This is a genomic window from Acidovorax sp. 1608163 (assembly GCF_003669015.1).
In the GTDB taxonomy this organism is placed as follows: Bacteria; Pseudomonadota; Gammaproteobacteria; order Burkholderiales; family Burkholderiaceae_C; genus Acidovorax.
Genome location: NZ_CP033069.1, coordinates 2,808,025 through 2,826,857 on the forward strand (window position 1 = coordinate 2,808,025; position 18,833 = coordinate 2,826,857).

The following is an 18,833-nucleotide window of genomic DNA, read 5'->3' on the forward strand; positions in this document are numbered from 1 at the left end:
AATGTCTCCAGGAAAGCGAAATTTCGTCAAAAAAAAGGCATCGCGAACGATGCCTTTGTGCAAGCAGCAGGGCTTTACAGCGCCTTGACCAATTCAGGCACAGCCGTGAACAGGTCGGCTTCCAGCCCATAGTCGGCCACGCTGAAGATCGGCGCCTCAGGGTCCTTGTTGATCGCCACGATCACCTTGGAGTCCTTCATGCCCGCCAAGTGCTGGATGGCACCCGAGATGCCGGCCGCGATGTACAGCTGCGGTGCCACGATCTTGCCGGTCTGGCCCACTTGCAGGTCGTTCGGGGCGTAGCCTGCATCCACCGCAGCGCGGCTGGCGCCGATGGCGGCGCCCAGCTTGTCGGCCAGCGGGGTGATGACTTCGTTGAACTTCTCTGCACTGCCCAGCGCACGGCCACCGGAGACGATGATCTTGGCGGCGGTGAGTTCAGGGCGGTCGTTCTTGGCGATTTCGCTGCCCACGTAGCTGCTCTTGCCTGCATCGGCGGTCGCAGCGGCGGTTTCGACCGCGGCGCTGCCACCCGTGGCAGCTGCGGCATCAAAGCCGGTGGTGCGCACGGTGATGACTTTGACGCTGTCGGCGCTTTGCACGGTGGCAATGGCGTTGCCTGCGTAGATGGGGCGCTCGAAGGTGTCTTGGCTCACCACCTTGGTGATGTCGCTGATCTGCGCCACGTCGAGCTTGGCGGCCACGCGGGGGGCCACGTTTTTGCCACCTGCGGTGGCAGGGAACAGGATGTGGCTGTAGTTGCTGGCGATGGCCAGTACCTGGGCTGCCACGTTCTCGGCCAGGCCGTGGGCCAGGCTTGCTGCGTCGGCGTGGATCACCTTGCTCACACCAGCGATCTGGGCTGCTGCTTGGGCGGCAGCGCCGGCGTTGTGGCCAGCCACCAGCACGTGCACGTCGCCACCGCAGGCCACAGCGGCCGTGACGGTGTTCAGGGTGGCGCCTTTGATGCTGGCGTTGTCGTGTTCAGCAATAACGAGTACCGACATTTAGATCACCTTCGCTTCGTTCTTGAGTTTTTCAACGAGGGCCGCCACGTCGGCCACCTTCACACCCGCGCCGCGCTTGGCGGGCTCGGTCACCTTCAGGGTCTTGAGGCGAGGGGCCACGTCCACGCCGAGGTCTTCGGGCTTGACGGTGTCCAACTGCTTTTTCTTGGCCTTCATGATGTTGGGCAAGGTGACGTAGCGGGGTTCGTTCAGGCGCAGGTCGGTGGTGATGACGGCGGGCAGCGTCAGGGCCAGGGTTTCCAGGCCGCCGTCGATTTCGCGGGTCACATTGACCTTGTCAGCGGCCAATTCCACCTTGCTGGCGTTGGTGGCCTGGGGCAAGTCGGCCAGGGCCGCCAGCATCTGGCCGGTCTGGTTGGCGTCGTCGTCGATGGCTTGTTTGCCCAGGATGATGAGCGCAGGTTGCTCTTTGTCCACCAGGGCCTTGAGCAGCTTGGCCACGGCCAGGGGTTGCAGTTCGACATCGGTCTCGACCAGGATGGCGCGGTCTGCACCAATCGCCATGGCCGTGCGCAGGGTTTCCTGGCACTGGGCTACGCCGCAGGAGACTGCGATGACTTCGGTCACCAGGCCTTTTTCTTTCAGGCGCACTGCCTCTTCAACGGCGATTTCGTCAAAGGGGTTCATGCTCATCTTCACGTTGGCGATGTCCACACCCGTGTTGTCCGACTTCACTCGGACCTTCACGTTGTAGTCCACCACGCGCTTGACAGGGACCAAGACCTTCATTGCTGCGGCTCCTAGAGAGTTGGTTGAATTGACGTTTACGTAAACCAGATGATTCTATGCCGCACTGCAGCGAACCCAACAAAAGGATGCGCTTGCTGGCGGCAAATTTTCAAAAACGAACGACCGTGCTTTTTGTGAATTATAGGCCAGCAATTCACTGGCGCACAAAGAGTTTGCTGTCACCTGCGGCACGCAGGGTCACTGCCCCTGGCTTTGCGGTGCGGATGCCGCATCGGCCCCCACCAGGGCAGCCACGGTGGGCCCGGCCCCTGGCAAGCTGCCTTCCACCTGCACGTGCATGACGCGCTGGGGGAACGGAATGTCGATATGGTGCGCGCGCAGCGCCGCCAAAATGGCCCGGTTGATGTCCGAGCGCAGGCCCAGGGTTCCGTTTTCCGAATCGGCAATCCAGAACCCCACCGTGAACTCCAGGCCATCGGCACCAAAAGCAGACAAAGACGCAGACGGTGCGGGATCACGCAGCACGCGGTTGCTGGCCAGGGCCGATTCGGTCAACAGCTGGATCACCAGATCCACATCGCTGTCGTAGGCCACACTCACCACGGTGGACAGCCACACGCGGGGATCGGCCAGAGACAGGTTTTCCACCCGCTGGGTGATCAGCATCTCGTTGGGCACGATGGACTCGCGCCCCGCAGCAGACCGCACCACGGTGTAGCGCGCATTGATGTTGGTGATGCGGCCTTCAAAGTTGTCTACGCGCACGTTGTCGCCAATGCGCATGCTGCGCTCGGTCAGGATGACAAAGCCGCTGACGTAGTTGGAGGCCAGCTTTTGCAGCCCCAGGCCAATGCCCACGCCCACAGCCCCCCCAGCACCGACAAGGCCGTGAGATCAATCCCCACCGCCGACATGGCCACAATGAGGCCAAAGAAAATCATCACAGCCCGCAGCGCGTTGCTGACGGCCTTGCGCAGCGACAACTCAGCCCCCGTGGCTGAGCGCAACAAGCGCGACTCAATGGCTGCCGACACCCACAGCGTGAGCAGCAGCACCGCCGCCGCCGTCAAGGCCCCTTCCACCATGGTGCGCAGGCTCAGGTTCACGCTGCCCACCTTCCAGTGGATCTGCTCCATCTCGCCCAGCACCAGAGGCAATAGGCCCGTGACCCACAGCACCATGGCCAGCCACGCCAGCCAGGAGATGGTGCGCTCGATCGGTTTGACCCACTGGGACTGCGGAAACGCTACCTGCAGCACTTTGGCCCCGATGCGGATCACGACCAGTGACACCAGCACCGGAATCGCCACCTTGAACACGGCCAGCGGCACCCAGTTGAGCAGCACGGTGCGCGCCACGTAGCCCAATGCCAGCAGCACGATGGGGAACAGCGCCCCATCCACCACCTTGCGGCCAAACAGAATGGAGCGATGCCCTTCTTGCTTGAGCCCACGGCGCAGCAAGGCCACCATGCCCCAGGCCAGCCCCACACACACCAGCAGGCTGGCCAGCTCAATCAACACGGTGGGCGCTGCAAAGGCACGCAGCCACTGCCCCACATCGTCCAGCATGGGGGTATCTACAGAGCCTGCCATCAGCGCTTCCACTCCGGTGTGCGTTTCTCGGCAAAGGCCCGCGCGCCTTCCTGGGCGGCTGGGTCCATCATGTTGAGCGCCATGGTCTGCCCGGCCAACTGGTAGGCCGCCTCGATGCCCAGCTCGCGCTGCTGGTACACCAGCGCCTTGCCCATGGCAATGGCAGCGCGGGGCTTCTCCAGAATGGACTGGAGCAGTGTTTCTACCTCGGCATCCAGCGCATTGGCTGGTACCACGCGATTGAGCAGGCCCTGCGCCTGGGCGGTGCGGGCGTCGATGAAGTCTCCGGTGAGCAGCATCTCCATGGCGCGCTTGGCAGGCACATTGCGCACCAGCGGCACGCTGGGTGTGGCGCAAAACAGGCCGTAGTGGATGCCGCTGGTGGCAAAGCTGGCGTCTTCCGCCGCCACCGCCAAATCACACTGCGCCACCAGTTGGCAGCCCGCAGCGGTGGCCATGCCTTGCACCCGCGCAATGACGGGCACAGGCAGCTTGTGGATGGTGAGCATCATGCGGCTGCACTGCGCAAACAGCTTTTGGTACCACGCCTGATCGGGGTGGGCGGCCATGTCCTTGAGGTTGTGCCCCGCACAAAACGCCTTGCCTTGCGCCGCCAGCACCACGGCCCGCGCGGACGGGTCCTGGGCCACAGCGTCCAGCGCCTGCTGCAACGCCACCAGCATCTCCGAGCCCAGGGCATTGAAGCGCCCCGGATCGTTCAAGGTCAGGGTGATCACCCCCCGCTCATCGCGCGCCACCGCCAGAGGCGATTGCGGCGCTTGCAGCGACATTTGCGCCGTGTCCAAAACCGTCATCCGTTCAACTACCTTTCACATCCAACAAAAAATACACGTCAAAGATCCGCCAGCACGCGCAAGTGCGCCTCCACACTGCGGGCCAGCGGCCCCATCACGTAGCCGCCCTCCAGGCACGACACGATGCGGCCCTTGGAGTAGCGCCGGGCAATGTCTTTCACACGCTGGGTGATCCAGGTGTAATCCTGCTCGGTCAGGCCCAATTGGCCCATATCGTCCTCGCGGTGGGCATCAAAGCCCGCGCTCACAAAAATCATCTCGGGCTTGAAGGCCTCCAGCCTCGGAATCCACATCATCTCGATGATCTCCCGGACATCCATGCCCCGCGTGTAGGCCGCCACCGGCACGTTCACCATGTTGGGGGCCGGGTCCACATCGCCGCTGTACGGATAGAACGGGTGCTGGAAGATGCTGACCATGAGCGCCCGCGAATCTCCCGCCAGGATGTCCTCCGTGCCGTTGCCGTGGTGCACGTCAAAGTCCACCACCGCCACGCGCTGCAGGTTATAGCGCTGCAACGCATATTTGGCGGCCACCGCCACGTTGTTGAAGAAGCAAAACCCCATGGCCTTGCTGCGGGTGGCATGGTGGCCCGGGGGGCGCACGGCGCAAAAGGCATTTTCCAGCTCACCCGCCATCACCGCATCGGTGGCGGCCAGCGCAGCGCCTGCGGCGCGCAAAGCGGCTTTCCAGGTGTGGGCATTGATGGAGGTGTCCGTGTCCAGCTGCGAGTAGTTGGGCCCGCCCGCCATCAGCTCTTCATTCAGGCGATCCGACAGGCCCCGCAGCGCCGCCACATGCATGCGGTCGTGCGCCAGTTCAATGTCGGCCAATGCGGCCTCGGGGGCTTCAAACCGCTCCAGCGCATCGCCCACGCCGGTGACCAGCAAGCGGTCTTCAATGGCATCTAGGCGCTCGGGGCATTCGGGGTGGCCCGGGCCCATTTCGTGTTTCCAACAGTCCCTGTGCGTGAAATAGCCCGTCTTGCTCACAGTCTTGTCCCCGTGTCTCAGATTTTTCAGAGTTTTTCGGATAACGTTGCGCCATGGATGCACAGCACAAAATCAAATCGCTTTTAGACCAGCTTAACACGGTGATCGTAGGCAAAAAGGCCCAGGTTCAAGACTGCGTGGCCTGCCTGCTGGCCGGGGGCCACCTGCTGATTGAGGACGTGCCCGGCGTTGGCAAGACCACCTTGGCCCACGCGCTGTCGCGCACCTTCGGTCTGCAGTTTTCGCGGGTGCAGTTCACTGCCGACCTGATGCCCAGCGACCTGACCGGCGTGTCGGTGTACGAGCGCGGCAAGGAAGGCTTTGTCTTTCACCCCGGCCCGGTGTTTGCCCAGGTGCTGCTGGCCGATGAAATCAACCGCGCCAGCCCCAAAACGCAAAGTGCCTTGCTCGAAGCCATGGAAGAAAAGCAGGTCTCGGTCGAAGGCGCCACCCGGCCCCTGCCCCACCCCTTTTTCGTGATCGCCACACAGAACCCACTCGACCAGCTTGGCACCTTCGCGCTGCCTGAATCGCAGCTGGACCGTTTTTTGATGCGCATCTCCATTGGCTACCCCGACCGCGCCTCAGAGCGCCTGCTGCTGGCCGGATCAGACCGCCGCGACATGGTGGACACCCTGCCCGCCCTGCTGGACGCCCCCGAGCTGGCCGAGCTGCAACGCCAGGTGCTGGCCGTGCATGCGTCCGATGCCCTGCTGAACTACGTGCAAGACCTGGTGGCCGCCACGCGCTCGGGCCAATGGTTTTTGCAAGGCCTGTCGCCCCGTGCGGGGATTGCCCTCGTGCGCGCGGCCAAGGCGCAGGCATTGATCAGCGGGCGCGACTATGTCGCCCCTGACGACGTGCAGGCCGTGCTGCCCCAAACCATTGCCCACCGCCTAGTGCCTGTGGGCGATGCCGGGCGCGGCGCAGTAGAGCAAGTGCGTGCCATGGTCGATGCCACCCCCCTGGCGTGATGGCTGGCACAGCAACCCGCCCCGCTGCCCCAAAGCCGTTGGCAGGCGTTGTCGGGGGCTTCTCGCCCCTGGCGCCGCTGCGTCGGCGCTTTCGTGCCTGGTGGGAGGGGCGCCTCAAGCGCGATGACACCCTCACCCTGACCCAGCGCAACGTCTATATCGTGCCCACCGGGCCGGGGTGGATGCTGGCCGTCACCCTGCTGGTGCTACTGGTGGCGTCCATCAACTTCCAGCTCAACCTGGGCTACCTGTTCACCTTCATGCTGGCGGGCAGTGCCGCCATCGGCATGCACATCTGCCACGCCACGCTGCGCGGCATCACTTTGCACCTCAAGCCGCCCCAGCCCCAGTTCATGGGCACCAGCGCAGCGCTGGAGGTGCAACTGTCCAGCCTCCGCACCACGCCGCGCTATGGCATTGGCGTGGCCGTGCACGAGCCCGAAGCCCACGCCGAGCACCACTGGGCCTGGACCGATGTACCTGCCCAGGGCCAGGCCACGGTGCAGGTGGCGTTCCAGCCCCAGCGGCGCGGCCTGCACCCGGTGCCTACGTTGACGGCCGAAACGCGCTTTCCCATGGGCACTTTCCGCGTCTGGACCTATTGGCGCCCGGCCTCTCAAATCCTGGTGTACCCCGCCCCCGAGGTACCCGCCGCGCCCCTGCCCCCCGGCGAGCCCCGCGCCGCAGGCAAGGGCAGCGCCAACAGCCAGGGCATTGGCGAATTTGACGGCGTGCGTGCCTACCGGCGCGGCGACCCGCTCAAACTCGTGGTGTGGAAGAAAGCGGCCAAGTCGCTGGGCAGCGGCACCGATGATCTGGTCAGCCGCGACGCCCAGCAAAGCCAGCGCCAAGAGCTGTGGCTGGACGTGAACAAAGCCAACCTGCCCGACCCTGAGGCGCGCATCTCCCGCGTCACCGCCTGGGTGCTGCAAGCCGACCGCCTGGGCCTGGACTACGGCCTGCGCGTGCCAGGGCGTGAGATTGCCCCAGGCAGCGGCGCAGCGCACCGCATGCAGTGCCTGGAAGCCTTGGCGCTGTGCTGACACGCGCCGCCAGCCCCACCGCTTGAATACACCCATAAAAATGCCATCCAGCGCAATCCAATCCAGCGCAAGAAGCTATCTTTTCAATAGCAAACATCGTCACCCATGGGGGACGGCGCTGATAGCCCCCCCGCGCGGGAAGGCCTGCCCATGAGCGCGCTGCCCGCCACGGCGCCCCGCGCCACACTGCGCCAAACCCTGGCCCACCTGCCCCGCGAAGCGCGGGACACCCTGTTCCTGCTGGCCGTGATCGCCTGGGTCATTGCACCCCAAGCGCAGTGGCTGCCTGTGTGGACCAGCCTGCTGGTGGCCGGCATCCTGCTGTGGCGCAGCTGGCTGGCCTGGTACAGCAGGCCGCTGCCCAGCCGCTGGATCACCTCGGGCCTGATAGCGCCTGTGGCATTTGGCGCCACCATCTTCTCGTACGGCACCTTCGTCGGGCGCGAGGCCGGGGTCACGCTGGTGGTGACCCTGCTGGCTCTCAAGACTCTGGAGCTGCGCGCCCGCCGCGATGCCCTGGTCATCTTCTTCCTGGGCTTCTTCACCATGGTCAGCAGCTTCTTCAGCTCGCAATCGCTGCTGACCGCAGCCGCCATGCTGGTGGGACTGCTGGGTATGCTCACCGCGCTGGTCAATGCCCACATGCCCGTCGGGCGCCCCCCACTGCTGCAATCGTTTCGCACCGCGTTCACCATGGCGCTGCTGGGCGCGCCCATCATGGCAGCGCTGTTCATGCTGTTCCCCCGCATGGCGCCGCTGTGGGGGGTGCCCAGCGAGCAAACCGTGGGCGGCAGTGGCCTGTCGGGATCGATGAAGGTGGGTAGCATCGCTGAGCTGGCACTGAATGAAGCCGTGGCGTTTCGCCTGCGCTTCGACAACCCGACACAAGAGCTGCCCCCGCCCTCGACCATGTACTTCCGTGGCCCCGTGCTCGCGGGATTTGACGGGCGCGAGTGGCGGGCCGAGCCTTTTCGCGAGGACAACAGCTGGGCGGCACGGGTGGGGTTGCCTGCCAACTTGCAGGTGCAGGGCCCCGCGCTGCGCTACGAAGTGACGCTGGAGCCCCAGAGACGCCCCTGGCTGATGGTGCTGGAAGCCACCCCCCAGGCCCCCGAGCTACCCGGCAACCCCACCTACATGACGCAGGATTTGCAGTGGATGGCAGCGCGCCCCATCATGGACGTGGTGCGCTACCGGGCGGAAAGTTACCCCGAATTCCGCCACGGCCCCAGCACCACAGTGCGGCAGCTACGCGAGTTCGTAGCCTTGCCCCCAGGCTTTAACCCCCGCACGCTGGCACTGGCCGCCCAGATGCGCGCCGACCCGGCCCTGGCCAACGGCGACACGGCCGCCCTGGTCAGCGCTGCGCTGAACCGGCTGCGCACCGGTGGCTACAGCTACACGCTGGAGCCCGGCGTGTACGGCGAGCACACCGCCGACGAGTTCTGGTTTGACCGCAAGGAAGGCTTTTGCGAGCACATTGCATCGGCCTTTGTGGTGCTGATGCGGGCCATGGACGTGCCCGCGCGCATCGTCACAGGCTACCAAGGCGGCGCCATCAACCCGCTGGACGGCTACTGGACCGTGCGCCAAAGCGATGCCCACGCCTGGGCCGAGGTGTGGATGCCCGAGCGCGGCTGGGTGCGAGTGGACCCGACCGGCGCCGTGGCCCCCGGCCGCGTGGGGGCCTTTGAGCGCCTGGCTGCGCCCCGGGGTGCCTTTGCATCGGCCATGGGCACCATGATCGGCGTGAGCACCCTGCAGCAGCTGCGCGCAGCGTGGGAGGCCGTCAACAACCGCTGGAACCAATGGGTGCTGAACTACACCCAAAACCGCCAGATGGACCTGCTCAAAAAGCTGGGCTTTGAATCGCCCAGCTGGCAAGACCTGACGACGATTTTGGGCGGCCTGCTGGGCGTGGCCGCGCTGGGCGCCGCAGGGTGGAGCTGGTGGGAGCGCAGCCAGCACGACCCGTGGCTGCGCCTGCTGGCCCGCACCCGCAAGCGCCTTGCCAACGCCGGGCTGCCGCTGCCCGATCACCTGCCACCACGCACCATGGCGCAGAAGGTGCTGGCGCACTGGAGCCAAAGCGCCACCAACCCGGGCCACGCTCCTCAATCAACGCCTGCGCAGCCCATTCAACCCATTGCAGACTGGTTGCTGCGCCTGGAGCAGGTACGCTATGCAGCCCACCCGGCTGCGCAGCTCAGTGCCCTGCGGCGCGAATTCAACGCCCTGCCCTGGCCTGCAGCCCGCAAAGGTCCTTGACAAGGTCCAGGCCCCAAACCCGGCCCCACCCCGCCAACGCACCCTTACCCCCTAGCGGGCCGACACCGAATCGGCCCCGCTCTTTCAGACCCGCTTCATGTTCAAGACCGTTCTGCTTGCTACATCTTTAATAGCTACCAGCGCAATACCTGCAAGCGCCAAGCCCCAAAAACCTTCACAACCAGCGGCCACACGCAACAACACGGTACAGGGCAGCACCCCGTACGCCCAGCGCGAAGACGCCATGCAGTTTGCCGACGACCTGGCCGCGCGCCGGGGGCTGGACCCTGAATGGGTGCGCCAGGCCGTAGGCCAGGCGCGCTATCTGGGCGGCGTGCCCAAGCTCATGCTGCCGCCCGCCTCTGGCACCGCCAAAAACTGGCGCCTGTACCGCAGCCGCTTCATCGACCCCATCCGCATCCGCGCAGGGGTGCGCTTTTGGCAAGAGCACCGCGAAGCCCTGGCCCGCGCCGAGCAGGAATATGGCGTGCCCGCCGAGATCATCGTCGGCATCATCGGGGTCGAGACCATCTACGGCCAGCAGATGGGCAACTTCCGCGTGATGGACGCGCTGGCCACACTGGCCTTCGACTTCCCCGCCGCGCATCCGCGCGCCAAAGAGCGCACCGAGTTCTTTCGCCGCGAGTTGGAGCAATGGCTGAGCCTGGCCAACCGCACCAACATCGACCCGTTTGAGGTCAAGGGCAGCTACGCAGGCGCCATGGGGCTGGGGCAGTTCATGCCGTCAAGCTGGGCCCGGTTTGCGGTGGACTTTGACGGCGACAGCCGCATCGACCTGTTCAAGAGCCCCACCGATGCGATTGGCTCGGTGGCCAACTACTTCAAGGGCCATGGCTGGACCACGGGCATGCCGACGCACTTTGCTGTGCAGTTCGACCCCGCCACGCTCAAGCTCGACGAGCTGCTGGCGCCCGACATCCTGCCCACCTTCAGCGCGGCCAGCCTGCAGGCCAAGGGCGCGGTGCTTGACGCAGCGGGCGCACAGCATACAGGCCCCATGGCCCTGATCGAGCTGCAAAACGGCGGCGATACGCCCACCTACGTGGTGGGCACCGAGAACTTCTACGCCGTCACGCGCTACAACTGGTCGAGCTACTACGCGATGGCGGTGATTGAGCTGGGGCGCGAAGTCGCCGCCGCCCGCGCAGCGCGGTAGTCGCCCACCGCGCTGGCAGGCACCCAGCCCAGCTCCGGCGCAATCAGGCGGGCGGTGTCTCTCAATATCTGGGTGTACTCGGCTGCACTGAAGTCATACGGCAATTCCAGCCGCAGCTCTTGCACCAAGGGCACGATGGGGTCGCGGCGCAAGTGCTCCAGGATTTCATCGGCCGTGCCCACCAGGTCGCGGGCGAACAGCGTGCGGCGCTCGCCCTGCGGGGCCAGCGTGCGCCCATGCCGCGATGCAGCCCAGGCGCGGTAGCGGGCACGGGTGCTGGCGTCCGCACCGTCCAGCGGCACGATCACGCGGCCCAGCGCCACGCGCGGGGCGCAAGCCCCGGCCCAGTGCGCGTGGTACAGCGCCAGTTGGCTGCGCTGCGCTTCAAAAAAATCATCCGTCTGCTCACCCCGGTTCAGGTTACCAACCAGCAGGTGATAACCGTTTTCGCCCGCCCAGCGGGCCGAACGCAACGAGCCACCGCCGTACCACAACCGCTGCGCCAGCCCTGGCGCGTGTGGCTGCACCCGTGGGCGCTGGCGGCCCGCGGGCGACTCCACAAACGTGTCCTCGTCGCCAATCAGGTCACCGCGCAGGTTCTCGCGCAGCCGCTGCACGCGGGCGTGCGAGAAGTCCAGGGCCGACGCATCCCCATCCAACAACCGCTCGCCCAGCAAGTCGCCATACGGCGGGGCACCAGCGCTCAGCCCGACCTGTAGCCGCCCCTGTGCCAGCACATCCACCGTGGCCAGGTCTTCGGCCAGACGGAACGGATTCTCGTAGCCCATCTGGATCACCGCAGTGCCCAATGCAATGCGCTGGGTGCGCTGGCTGGCCGCCGCCAAAAAAGTGGTGGCGGACGACACCCCACGCTCCAGGTGCCGTTGGCGCACCCAGGCGCTTTGGTAACCCAGCGCCTCGCCCAGCGCGAACAGGTCCAGGGCTTCGTTCAGGCCCTGCAGCGGGCTGGCTTCGGCATAGCTGCCGGGGGTGAGGAATGCAAGGTGGGCAATGGCCATGGTCAGAACTTCGGCAAGCCGGGGGGATTGGTCTCGGACTTTGGCAAGGCCTCCTCCAGCAAAGCCCAGCGCTGCAGCGCCTGCGTGTACTGGCCGCTCTGGATCAGTCCATTGGTCGCCAGGGTCAACGCATCGGCCAGGCCCGAGCCCTTGCGGGTGGTGATGGCCACATCCGATTTGAGCGGCCAGCCCGCATTCACGGTGCCAACCAGCTTGGTCTTGCCTTCTTTGGCCGCGTGGTAGGCCTGCGGCGCATTGGGGTTGAAATTGGCGTCTGCACGGCCCGACACCACCGCCAGCAGGCGTGCGGCATCGTCGTCAAAGTACAGCAGCTCCACGGGCTTGAGCCCTGCGGCCAGGTTCTTCTTATTCCATTCGAGCAGGATGCGCTCCTGGTTCGTGCCCGAGCCGGTCACCACCTTCAGCCCAGCCACATCCTTGGGCTCCTGGATCGCCGTGATCTTGCTGTCGGTGCGCACATAAAACCCGTGCAAACCCAGGCGGTAGGTGGAGAAGTCGAACTTCTCCTTGCGCTGCTCCGTCACCCCCACGTTCGAGATCACGGCATCGTATTTGCCAGAGCTCAGCCCCAGCGGCCAGTCGGCCCAGGCAATGGGCAGCAGCTCCAGCTTCAGGCCCAGCGCATCGGCCACCAGTTGTGCGTAGTCGGGATCAAACCCCACCACGGTCTTGGCGTCGCTGGCGTAGGTGGAAATGGGCGGTGCAAACGGCGCAATCGCCACCGTGAACACGCCTTCCTTTACAAACTTGAAGCCCTTGGGGATGGCCTGGATGGCCGCCGCGTTCTTGTCCGCACGCAGGCGGCCCTTTTGTTCGGGGCTGAAGTCAAACGCCGCCGCAGCCATCGCCGCACTGGCCACAGAGAAAAATGCCAGCGCGGCGCCCGCCGCCAGCACCGTGCGACGCACAAGGTTCAATGCCATGGTGTTCCTATCAACGAAAGATATGTCGGATCGGGCTCGCGACCTGAATGGATCGCGGGCCGTTGCCTTACTTCTTGGGCAAGCCGGGTGGGTTGGTGCGCGATGCGGTGATCGCTTCAGACTGCAAATTCCAGCGCTCCAGCGCCTTGGCGTAGTTGCCGTTTTTGATTTGCGCATTGAGTGCTGCGGTGACCGCATCGGCTATGCCCGAGCCCTTGCGCGAGGCCACCGCAATCTCTGCCACCTGGGGCCAGCCGCCCGAGAATGCGCCCACCAGGCGCGTCTTGCCGTCGCGTGCGTTGTGGGCCGCAATGCCGTTGGGCGCCAGGTACGCATCGGCGCGCCCTGAGGCCAGGGCCAGGTACAGCACCACGTCATCGTCAAAATACAGAATGTCCACCGGCTTGAGGCCCGCCGCCACGTTCTGCTGGTTCCAGCGCAACAGGATCTGCTCCTGGTTCGTACTCGCCCCCACCACCACCTTGAGGCCCGCCACGTCCTTGGGCTCCTTGATGGACTGGATCTTGGAGTTGGCAGCCACGTAGATGCCCAGCTGATCATTGCGGTAGGTAGAGAAGTCGAACTTCTCCTTGCGCTCTTCCGTCACGGTGACGTTGGAGATCACCACATCGAACTTGCCAGACTGCAAGCCCAGCGGCCAGTCGGCCCAGGCCACCGACACCAGCTCCAGCTTGCGGCCCAGGCTGTCAGCTACCAGTTGGGCAATGTCGGGGGCATTGCCCACTGGGGTTTTATTGTCGGTGGCATAAGCGCCAAACGGCAGGCGGCCCGTGGTGGTGCCCACCGTCAGCACACCGTCCTTGGCAAACTTGAAGCCAGGGGGCAGCAGCTTGAGCGCATCGTCCACCTTTTGCGAGCGGGGGCGGCCGGGCTGCTCCGGGCTCAGGTCCACGGCCTGGGCGGTGGCGTGCAGCGGCATCAGGGCCGCAGTGGCGGCCAAGGCCAGCAGCACAGACGAGAGGGTTTGGCGAAACGTGGGCATGAAGAAGTTCCTTGGTTTGAAATCAAAGCGATCAATGAAAGCCACAGGGCGGCCGAGCCCCGCGAGGGTGTGTTGGTGGACTTGCAGTGAATAGGGGCAGACCCGCGTCAGAGCACCTTGGCCAAAAATTCAGCGGTGCGCGGGTGGTCAGGCTGGTTGAACACCTTGGCAGGCGAGCCTGTTTCCAAAATGCGCCCCCGCTCCATGAACACCACGGTGTCGGCCACCTCGCGGGCAAAGCCAATTTCGTGCGTCACGATGACCAGGGTGGTGCCGCTGCGCGCCAGCTCTTTGATCACATCCAGCACCTCGCCCACCAGCTCAGGATCGAGTGCCGATGTGGGCTCATCAAACAACAGCACCTTGGGCTTGAGCGCCAGGGCCCGCGCAATCGCCACGCGCTGCTGTTGCCCACCCGAGAGCTGGCGTGGATAGCTGTGCGCCTTGTCGGCCAGGCCCACGCGGTCGAGCAGCTCCAGCGCCAGGGCCTCGGCCTCGGTGCGCGGCACACCACGCACATGGATGGGGGCTTCGATGATGTTCTCCAGCACCGTCAAGTGCGGGAACAGGTTGAAGTTCTGAAACACCATGCCCACGTCCACGCGGCGGCGCAAGATGTCCTTCTCGCCCAATTCGTACAGCGTGTCGGCATCCTGGCGGTAGCCGATCAGTTCACCGTCGATGGCGATGAAGCCGCCGTCCACGCGTTCGAGGTGGTTGATGGTGCGCAGCAAGGTGGACTTGCCCGAGCCAGACTGCCCCAGGATCACCGTGACGCTGCCCGGCTGCACCGTGAGCGTCACGCCATGCAGCACCTGCAGGTCGCCATAGCGCTTGGTCACCCCGTGGATCGTGACCTCCCCACCCTGGCTGTGGTTCCCCGTCCAGCGGGGCACCACCGGCACGGCCGTGGGCTGTGCGGGTGGCTGCTGCACGACGGCCTGCGCAGGGGCTGGCACACCCCGAGCAGGCCGCGCAGGCCACAGGCGCTGGGCGATGGCACTGAACAGCGAAGGCGGCGGGTTGCGCAACGCCCCCTTGGAGAAATGCCGCTCGATGTAGTGCTGCACCAGCGACAGCACCGTGAGGATCACCAGGTACCACACCGTGGCCACCATGAGCAGCGGGATCACCTCCAGGTTGCGGCGGTAGATGATCTGGATGGTGTAGAACAGCTCAGGCAGCGCCAGGATGTACACGTTGGACGTGCCCTTGGCCAGGCCGATGATGTCGTTGAACCCCGCCGGCAGGATTGAGCGCATGGCCTGCGGCAACACGATGCGAAACGCCTGGCGCCGCCGTGGCAGGCCCAAGGCGGCAGCGGCCTCCAGCTGCCCCTGGTCCACCGCCAGGATGCCCCCGCGCACGATCTCTGACGCAAATGCAGCCTGGTTCAGCGTAAGGCCGATCAGCGCCGCAGCAAACGGGCTGATGAGCTGCGTGGTGGGGTAGGAGAAAAACGTCCAATCGGTGAAAGGCACCCCCACACTGAGCGTCTCGTACAGATAGCCCAGGTTGTTGATGATGAGCAGCAACACGATGATGGGGATGGAGCGAAAAATCCAGATGAACACCCACGACAGCCCCGCCAGCAACGGCGAGCGCGACACCCGTGCCAATGCCAGCGCGGTGCCCAGCGTGAAGCCCAACACCGCACCGAGTGCCGTGAGCAGCAGCGTGCGCCCCAAGCCCACCAGCACGGGTTCTGCAAAGAACCACTCGCCAAACACGCCCCAGCCCCAGCGCGGGTTGGTGAACACCGAATACAACACCAGCGCTATGACGGCGGCGGCAAACAGCGTGCCCACAGCGCGTGCGCGGTGCCGCGCCGGTACCACTTTGTAGTGCGAGTAGTCGCCCTTGCAGGGGGCTGGGTGGTGCATGGGGGCCTCCGGCGCAGCGGGCGCAGGGGCGCGGGCCGCGCCGCTGGACAACGGGGCAGACGGCGTGGAGCCCAGCGGGCGCAGGTGACCAGCGTCATCCAGGGTGGTCGTCGTTGACATGGGCCAGTCCTTCGTAAAACAAAAATAGGGGTTCTCTGCAACCCAGGATCAGGCTGCCCGGGCGTGGGCTGCTGGCGCTGCAGGCGCGGGCCCATGCACGCTGCCCAGCAGCCCCGTCGGCTGCACAAACAAGTGCTGGGCGCGGGACGCCAGAAAATGCGGTGCATCGGCCAGGGAAGGCACCTCAGGCGACAGGCGCTTTTCAAACGGCAGCGACCGGTAGGTACCCGCCGGGGCCGCCACATCAAACAAGGCCGAGTAGCCCAGGCCCTGGTACAGGCCCACCGCCTCGGGCTGGCGAAACCCCGTGGTCAGGTAGATGCGGCGGTAGCCCTGGCGCAGCACCTGCGCCTCCAGTTCCGCCATCACCTTGCAGGCCAGCCCCTGGCGGCGCCACTGCGAGTGGGTCCACATGCGCTTGAGTTCTGCCGTGTCGTCGTCATAGCGCTTGAAGGCGCCACCCGCCACCGCCTGCCCTTGCCGCAGCAGCAGTACAAAATTGCCACCCTGCGCGGGCGCAAACAGCTGCGGCGGGTACTTCTCCATCTCCCGAGGGCTGCCGTCCTGCTGGTAGAACTCGCCGTAGCGGCTGTCGTATTCGTAGGTCAGCTCCTGCACCAGGGGCTGGGCCAGGGGGTCCAGCGGGGTGGTGTAGACAAACAGGTCGCTCATGCGATGGACTCCTGAGATTCGGTGGGGCCAGTGACCAGAAACTGCTCAGCCAGCCGCACCCAATAGCTGGCCGAGGGCGCCAGGATGGCGTTGTTGAAGTCGTAGTACGGGCTGTGCAGCGAGGCCCCATCGCCATTGCCCACAAACACATAGCTGCCGGGGCGCTTGAGCAGCATGAAGGCGAAGTCCTCGCTGGCCGTGCGCGGCCGAAAGCCCGCATCCACGGCCGTCACGCCAAAGGTGTCCAGCGCCACCTGCCGGGCAAAGGCGGTTTCCTTGTCGTGGTTGATCACGGCGGGGTAACCCAGGCGATAGTCCACCTCGGCCGTGGCACCAAAGCTCTCGGCCTGCGCACGCGCCACCTCGGGCACGCGGCGCTGCAGCAGCGCCCGCACCTCGGGCTTGAAGGCGCGGGCCGTGATCTTGAGTTCGACGCTCTCGGGAATCACGTTGGCCGCATGGCCGCCATGGATGGAACCCACGGTGACCACCCCCATGTCCAGCGGGTCCACATTGCGCGACACCACCGACTGCAGCGCAGTGATGATGTGCGCGCTGGCCACCACGGGGTCCACCGTGTCTTGCGGTGCAGCCCCATGCCCGCCCTTGCCGCGGACGGTGATGAGGGCCTGGTCCACCGAGGCCATGGCCGGGCCGCTCACGCAGCCAAAGTGCCCAGCCTCCACGCACGGCCAGTTGTGCAGGCCAAACACTGCATCGCACGGGAAGCGCTCAAACAGTCCTTCGGCAATCATCTGCCGCGCGCCGCCACCGCCCTCTTCGGCGGGCTGAAAGATCAGGTGCAACGTGCCATCCCACTGCCCCTCTTGCGCCAGATAGCGGGCGGCAGCCAGCAGCACCGTGGTGTGCCCATCGTGCCCACAAGCGTGCATCACACCGGGGTTCACGCTGGCATAGGGCAGGCCTGTCGTCTCCTGAATAGGCAGCGCATCCATGTCGGCCCGAATGCCCAAGCGGCGCTCGCCCCAGCCCCTGCGCAGCGTGCCCACCACGCCCGTGCCTGCGATGCCGGTGGTGACCTCATAGCCCCACTGCGCCAGTCGCTCGGCCACGATGGCTGCGGTGCGGAACTCCTGGAACGACAGCTCGGGGTGCTGGTGCAGGTCACGCCGCAGCGCCTTGAACTCGCCAATGGACGACGCCACACTGCGGCGCACCTGCTCGGCGCGATCGCTGCCCGAAGCCACCTGCACAGGCAATGCGGCGCCCATCACGCGGCCTTGGGCACAGGCAACTCGGCCTGGCTGTCGGGCGCATGGCGGCTGGCCTTGCGGGGCAAACCCAGGTGGTCGCGCAGCGTCTGGCCCGGCAGCGTGCGCTCATAGCGGCCGCGTGCCTCCAGCGCCGGAATGACGAACTGCACAAAATCATCGAGCCCTTGCGACAGCACCGGAAAGCCCAGGATGAAGCCATCGGCCGCCCCCTCGTCCACCCAGCGGATGATCTCGTCGGCCACGCGCTCGCCCGTGCCCACAAACTGCGAGCGTGGGGTAGCCACTTCCAGCGCCACCTGGCGCAGCGTGAGCCCGCGCGCTTGGGCATCGGCCTTGATGCGGTCAGTGGTAGAGCGAAAGCTGTTCTTGCCAATGTCGCCCAGCTCCGGAAACGGCGCGTCCAGCGCGTACTGCGTGAAATCGTGGTGATCGAAAAACCGCCCCAGGTAGGCCAGGGCTTCGTCGATGGTGAGCAACTCGCGAATGGTCTGGTACTTGGCTTCGGCCTCTTCTTGCGTGGCCGCCACGATGGGGCCGATGCCCGGGAAAATCTTCACCTCGTCGGCCTGACGCCCGTGCGCCACCGCACTGGCCTTGACCTTGCGCAAAAACGCCCGGGTCTCCTCGATCGACGGCGAATGGGTGAACACCGCGTCGGCAAACTTGCCCGCCAGGCCGATACCGGCGTCGGACGAGCCCGCCTGGAAGATCACAGGTTGCCCCTGCGCCGAACGACCGATGTTCAGCGGCCCGGCCACCTCAAAAAAGCGCCCCTTGTGGTTGAGCGTGTGCAGCTTGGCAGGGTCGAAGAACTGGCCCGTTTCACGGTTGCGCACGATGGCGTCTTCGTCCCAGCTGTCCCACAGTCCCTGCGTCACCTGCAGGTACTCGTCGGCGATCTCGTAGCGCAGCGCGTGGTCCGGGTGGGTGCGGCTGTAGTTCTGCGCGGTGCCTTCCAGCGGTGTGGTCACCACGTTCCAGCCCGCCCGGCCACTGCTGATGAGGTCCAGCGAGGCAAACTGCCGCGCCACCGTGAACGGGTCGCTGTACGACGTGGAGATGGTGCCTGCCAAACCGATCTTGGAGGTGACCGTGGCCAGCGCCGACAGGATGGAAATGGGCTCGAAGCGGTTGAGGAAATGCGGAATCGACTTTGCGTTGATGAACAGACCATCGGCCACAAACGCAAAGGCAATGCCGTTGGCGTCGGCCTTTTTCGCCGTGCGGATGTAGAAGTCCAGGTTCACGCTGGCGTCTGCCGGACCTGCGGGGTGCTTCCACGCATTCATGTGGCCACCGGCGCCGTGCAGCATCACACCAAAGCGGATGGGGGATTTTGGGCTCATGGGAACAAACTCCGACAACAAATGGGAAG

At 65.4% G+C, this 18,833-nt stretch carries 15 protein-coding genes and 1 pseudogene; 4 read left to right on the forward strand and 12 right to left on the reverse strand.

Translation table 11 applies throughout. From position 1 onward, the window contains the following. Positions 1 to 74: 74 nt before the first annotated feature. From EAG14_RS12550 to EAG14_RS12570, 5 genes and pseudogenes are all read right to left on the reverse strand, one after another. Positions 75 to 1,007 carry an electron transfer flavoprotein subunit alpha/FixB family protein gene (locus EAG14_RS12550; RefSeq protein WP_121729048.1) on the reverse strand — a complete coding sequence of 311 codons (933 nt, stop codon included), beginning with the start codon at positions 1,005 to 1,007 and terminating at the stop codon, positions 75 to 77. Further along, positions 1,008 to 1,757 carry an electron transfer flavoprotein subunit beta/FixA family protein gene (locus tag EAG14_RS12555; protein ID WP_121729049.1) on the reverse strand — a complete coding sequence of 250 codons (750 nt, stop codon included), beginning with the start codon at positions 1,755 to 1,757 and terminating at the stop codon, positions 1,008 to 1,010. A gap of 198 nt (positions 1,758 to 1,955) precedes the next feature. Then, positions 1,956 to 3,313 (reverse strand): annotated as a pseudogene (locus EAG14_RS12560) (mechanosensitive ion channel family protein). Then, on the reverse strand, positions 3,313 to 4,128 hold the full coding sequence (locus EAG14_RS12565; protein ID WP_240456769.1) for an enoyl-CoA hydratase: 816 nt from the start codon (positions 4,126 to 4,128) through the stop codon (positions 3,313 to 3,315). The pseudogene EAG14_RS12560 and the gene EAG14_RS12565 overlap by 1 nt, the downstream one beginning before the upstream one ends. A 38-nt stretch (positions 4,129 to 4,166) precedes the next feature. Then, the gene (locus tag EAG14_RS12570; protein ID WP_099655118.1) at positions 4,167 to 5,072 is read right to left on the reverse strand and encodes a histone deacetylase family protein; all 906 of its coding nucleotides are present in this window, start codon (positions 5,070 to 5,072) and stop codon (positions 4,167 to 4,169) included. A 101-nt stretch (positions 5,073 to 5,173) separates the two neighbouring features. On the opposite strand from EAG14_RS12570, the gene EAG14_RS12575 reads away from it, so the two are divergent. The 4 genes from EAG14_RS12575 to mltB all read left to right on the forward strand — a co-directional run bounded on the left by EAG14_RS12575 (position 5,174) and on the right by mltB (position 10,582). Further along, positions 5,174 to 6,094: a MoxR family ATPase gene (locus EAG14_RS12575; RefSeq protein WP_099655117.1), complete on the forward strand. Its 921-nt coding sequence runs from the start codon at positions 5,174 to 5,176 to the stop codon at positions 6,092 to 6,094. Next, complete coding sequence (locus EAG14_RS12580) at positions 6,094 to 7,137, forward strand: DUF58 domain-containing protein (RefSeq protein WP_121729050.1); 1,044 nt, start codon at positions 6,094 to 6,096, stop codon at positions 7,135 to 7,137. Before EAG14_RS12575 ends, EAG14_RS12580 begins: the two co-directional genes overlap by 1 nt. A 150-nt stretch (positions 7,138 to 7,287) precedes the next feature. Next, entirely contained in the window at positions 7,288 to 9,405 is a 2,118-nt protein-coding gene (locus EAG14_RS12585) for a DUF3488 and transglutaminase-like domain-containing protein (protein WP_121730456.1), read from the forward strand. A gap of 97 nt (positions 9,406 to 9,502) precedes the next feature. Beyond that, a complete protein-coding gene (gene mltB / locus EAG14_RS12590; protein ID WP_121729051.1) occupies positions 9,503 to 10,582 on the forward strand; it encodes a lytic murein transglycosylase B in 1,080 nt (359 codons plus the stop codon). Here mltB and EAG14_RS12595 read toward each other — a convergent pair. The 7 genes from EAG14_RS12595 to EAG14_RS12625 form a co-directional block, all read right to left on the reverse strand. Further along, positions 10,522 to 11,601: an LLM class flavin-dependent oxidoreductase gene (locus EAG14_RS12595; RefSeq protein WP_121729052.1), complete on the reverse strand. Its 1,080-nt coding sequence runs from the start codon at positions 11,599 to 11,601 to the stop codon at positions 10,522 to 10,524. The genes mltB and EAG14_RS12595 overlap by 61 nt on opposite strands. A 2-nt stretch (positions 11,602 to 11,603) precedes the next feature. Then, positions 11,604 to 12,545 (reverse strand): ABC transporter substrate-binding protein, encoded by a 942-nt coding sequence (locus tag EAG14_RS12600; protein WP_121729053.1) that lies wholly within the window; start codon positions 12,543 to 12,545, stop codon positions 11,604 to 11,606. A gap of 67 nt (positions 12,546 to 12,612) precedes the next feature. Next, positions 12,613 to 13,548 carry an ABC transporter substrate-binding protein gene (locus EAG14_RS12605; RefSeq protein ID WP_121729054.1) on the reverse strand — a complete coding sequence of 312 codons (936 nt, stop codon included), beginning with the start codon at positions 13,546 to 13,548 and terminating at the stop codon, positions 12,613 to 12,615. A gap of 107 nt (positions 13,549 to 13,655) precedes the next feature. Beyond that, on the reverse strand, positions 13,656 to 15,551 hold the full coding sequence (locus tag EAG14_RS23645) for an amino acid ABC transporter permease/ATP-binding protein (RefSeq protein ID WP_162995990.1): 1,896 nt from the start codon (positions 15,549 to 15,551) through the stop codon (positions 13,656 to 13,658). Positions 15,552 to 15,599: 48 nt separating this feature from the next. Beyond that, on the reverse strand, positions 15,600 to 16,223 hold the full coding sequence (locus tag EAG14_RS12615) for a GNAT family N-acetyltransferase (protein WP_121729055.1): 624 nt from the start codon (positions 16,221 to 16,223) through the stop codon (positions 15,600 to 15,602). Next, complete coding sequence (locus EAG14_RS12620) at positions 16,220 to 17,455, reverse strand: M20 aminoacylase family protein (RefSeq protein ID WP_121729056.1); 1,236 nt, start codon at positions 17,453 to 17,455, stop codon at positions 16,220 to 16,222. Before EAG14_RS12620 ends, EAG14_RS12615 begins: the two co-directional genes overlap by 4 nt. Next, complete coding sequence (locus EAG14_RS12625) at positions 17,455 to 18,804, reverse strand: LLM class flavin-dependent oxidoreductase (protein WP_121729057.1); 1,350 nt, start codon at positions 18,802 to 18,804, stop codon at positions 17,455 to 17,457. Before EAG14_RS12625 ends, EAG14_RS12620 begins: the two co-directional genes overlap by 1 nt. Positions 18,805 to 18,833: the final 29 nt, after the last annotated feature.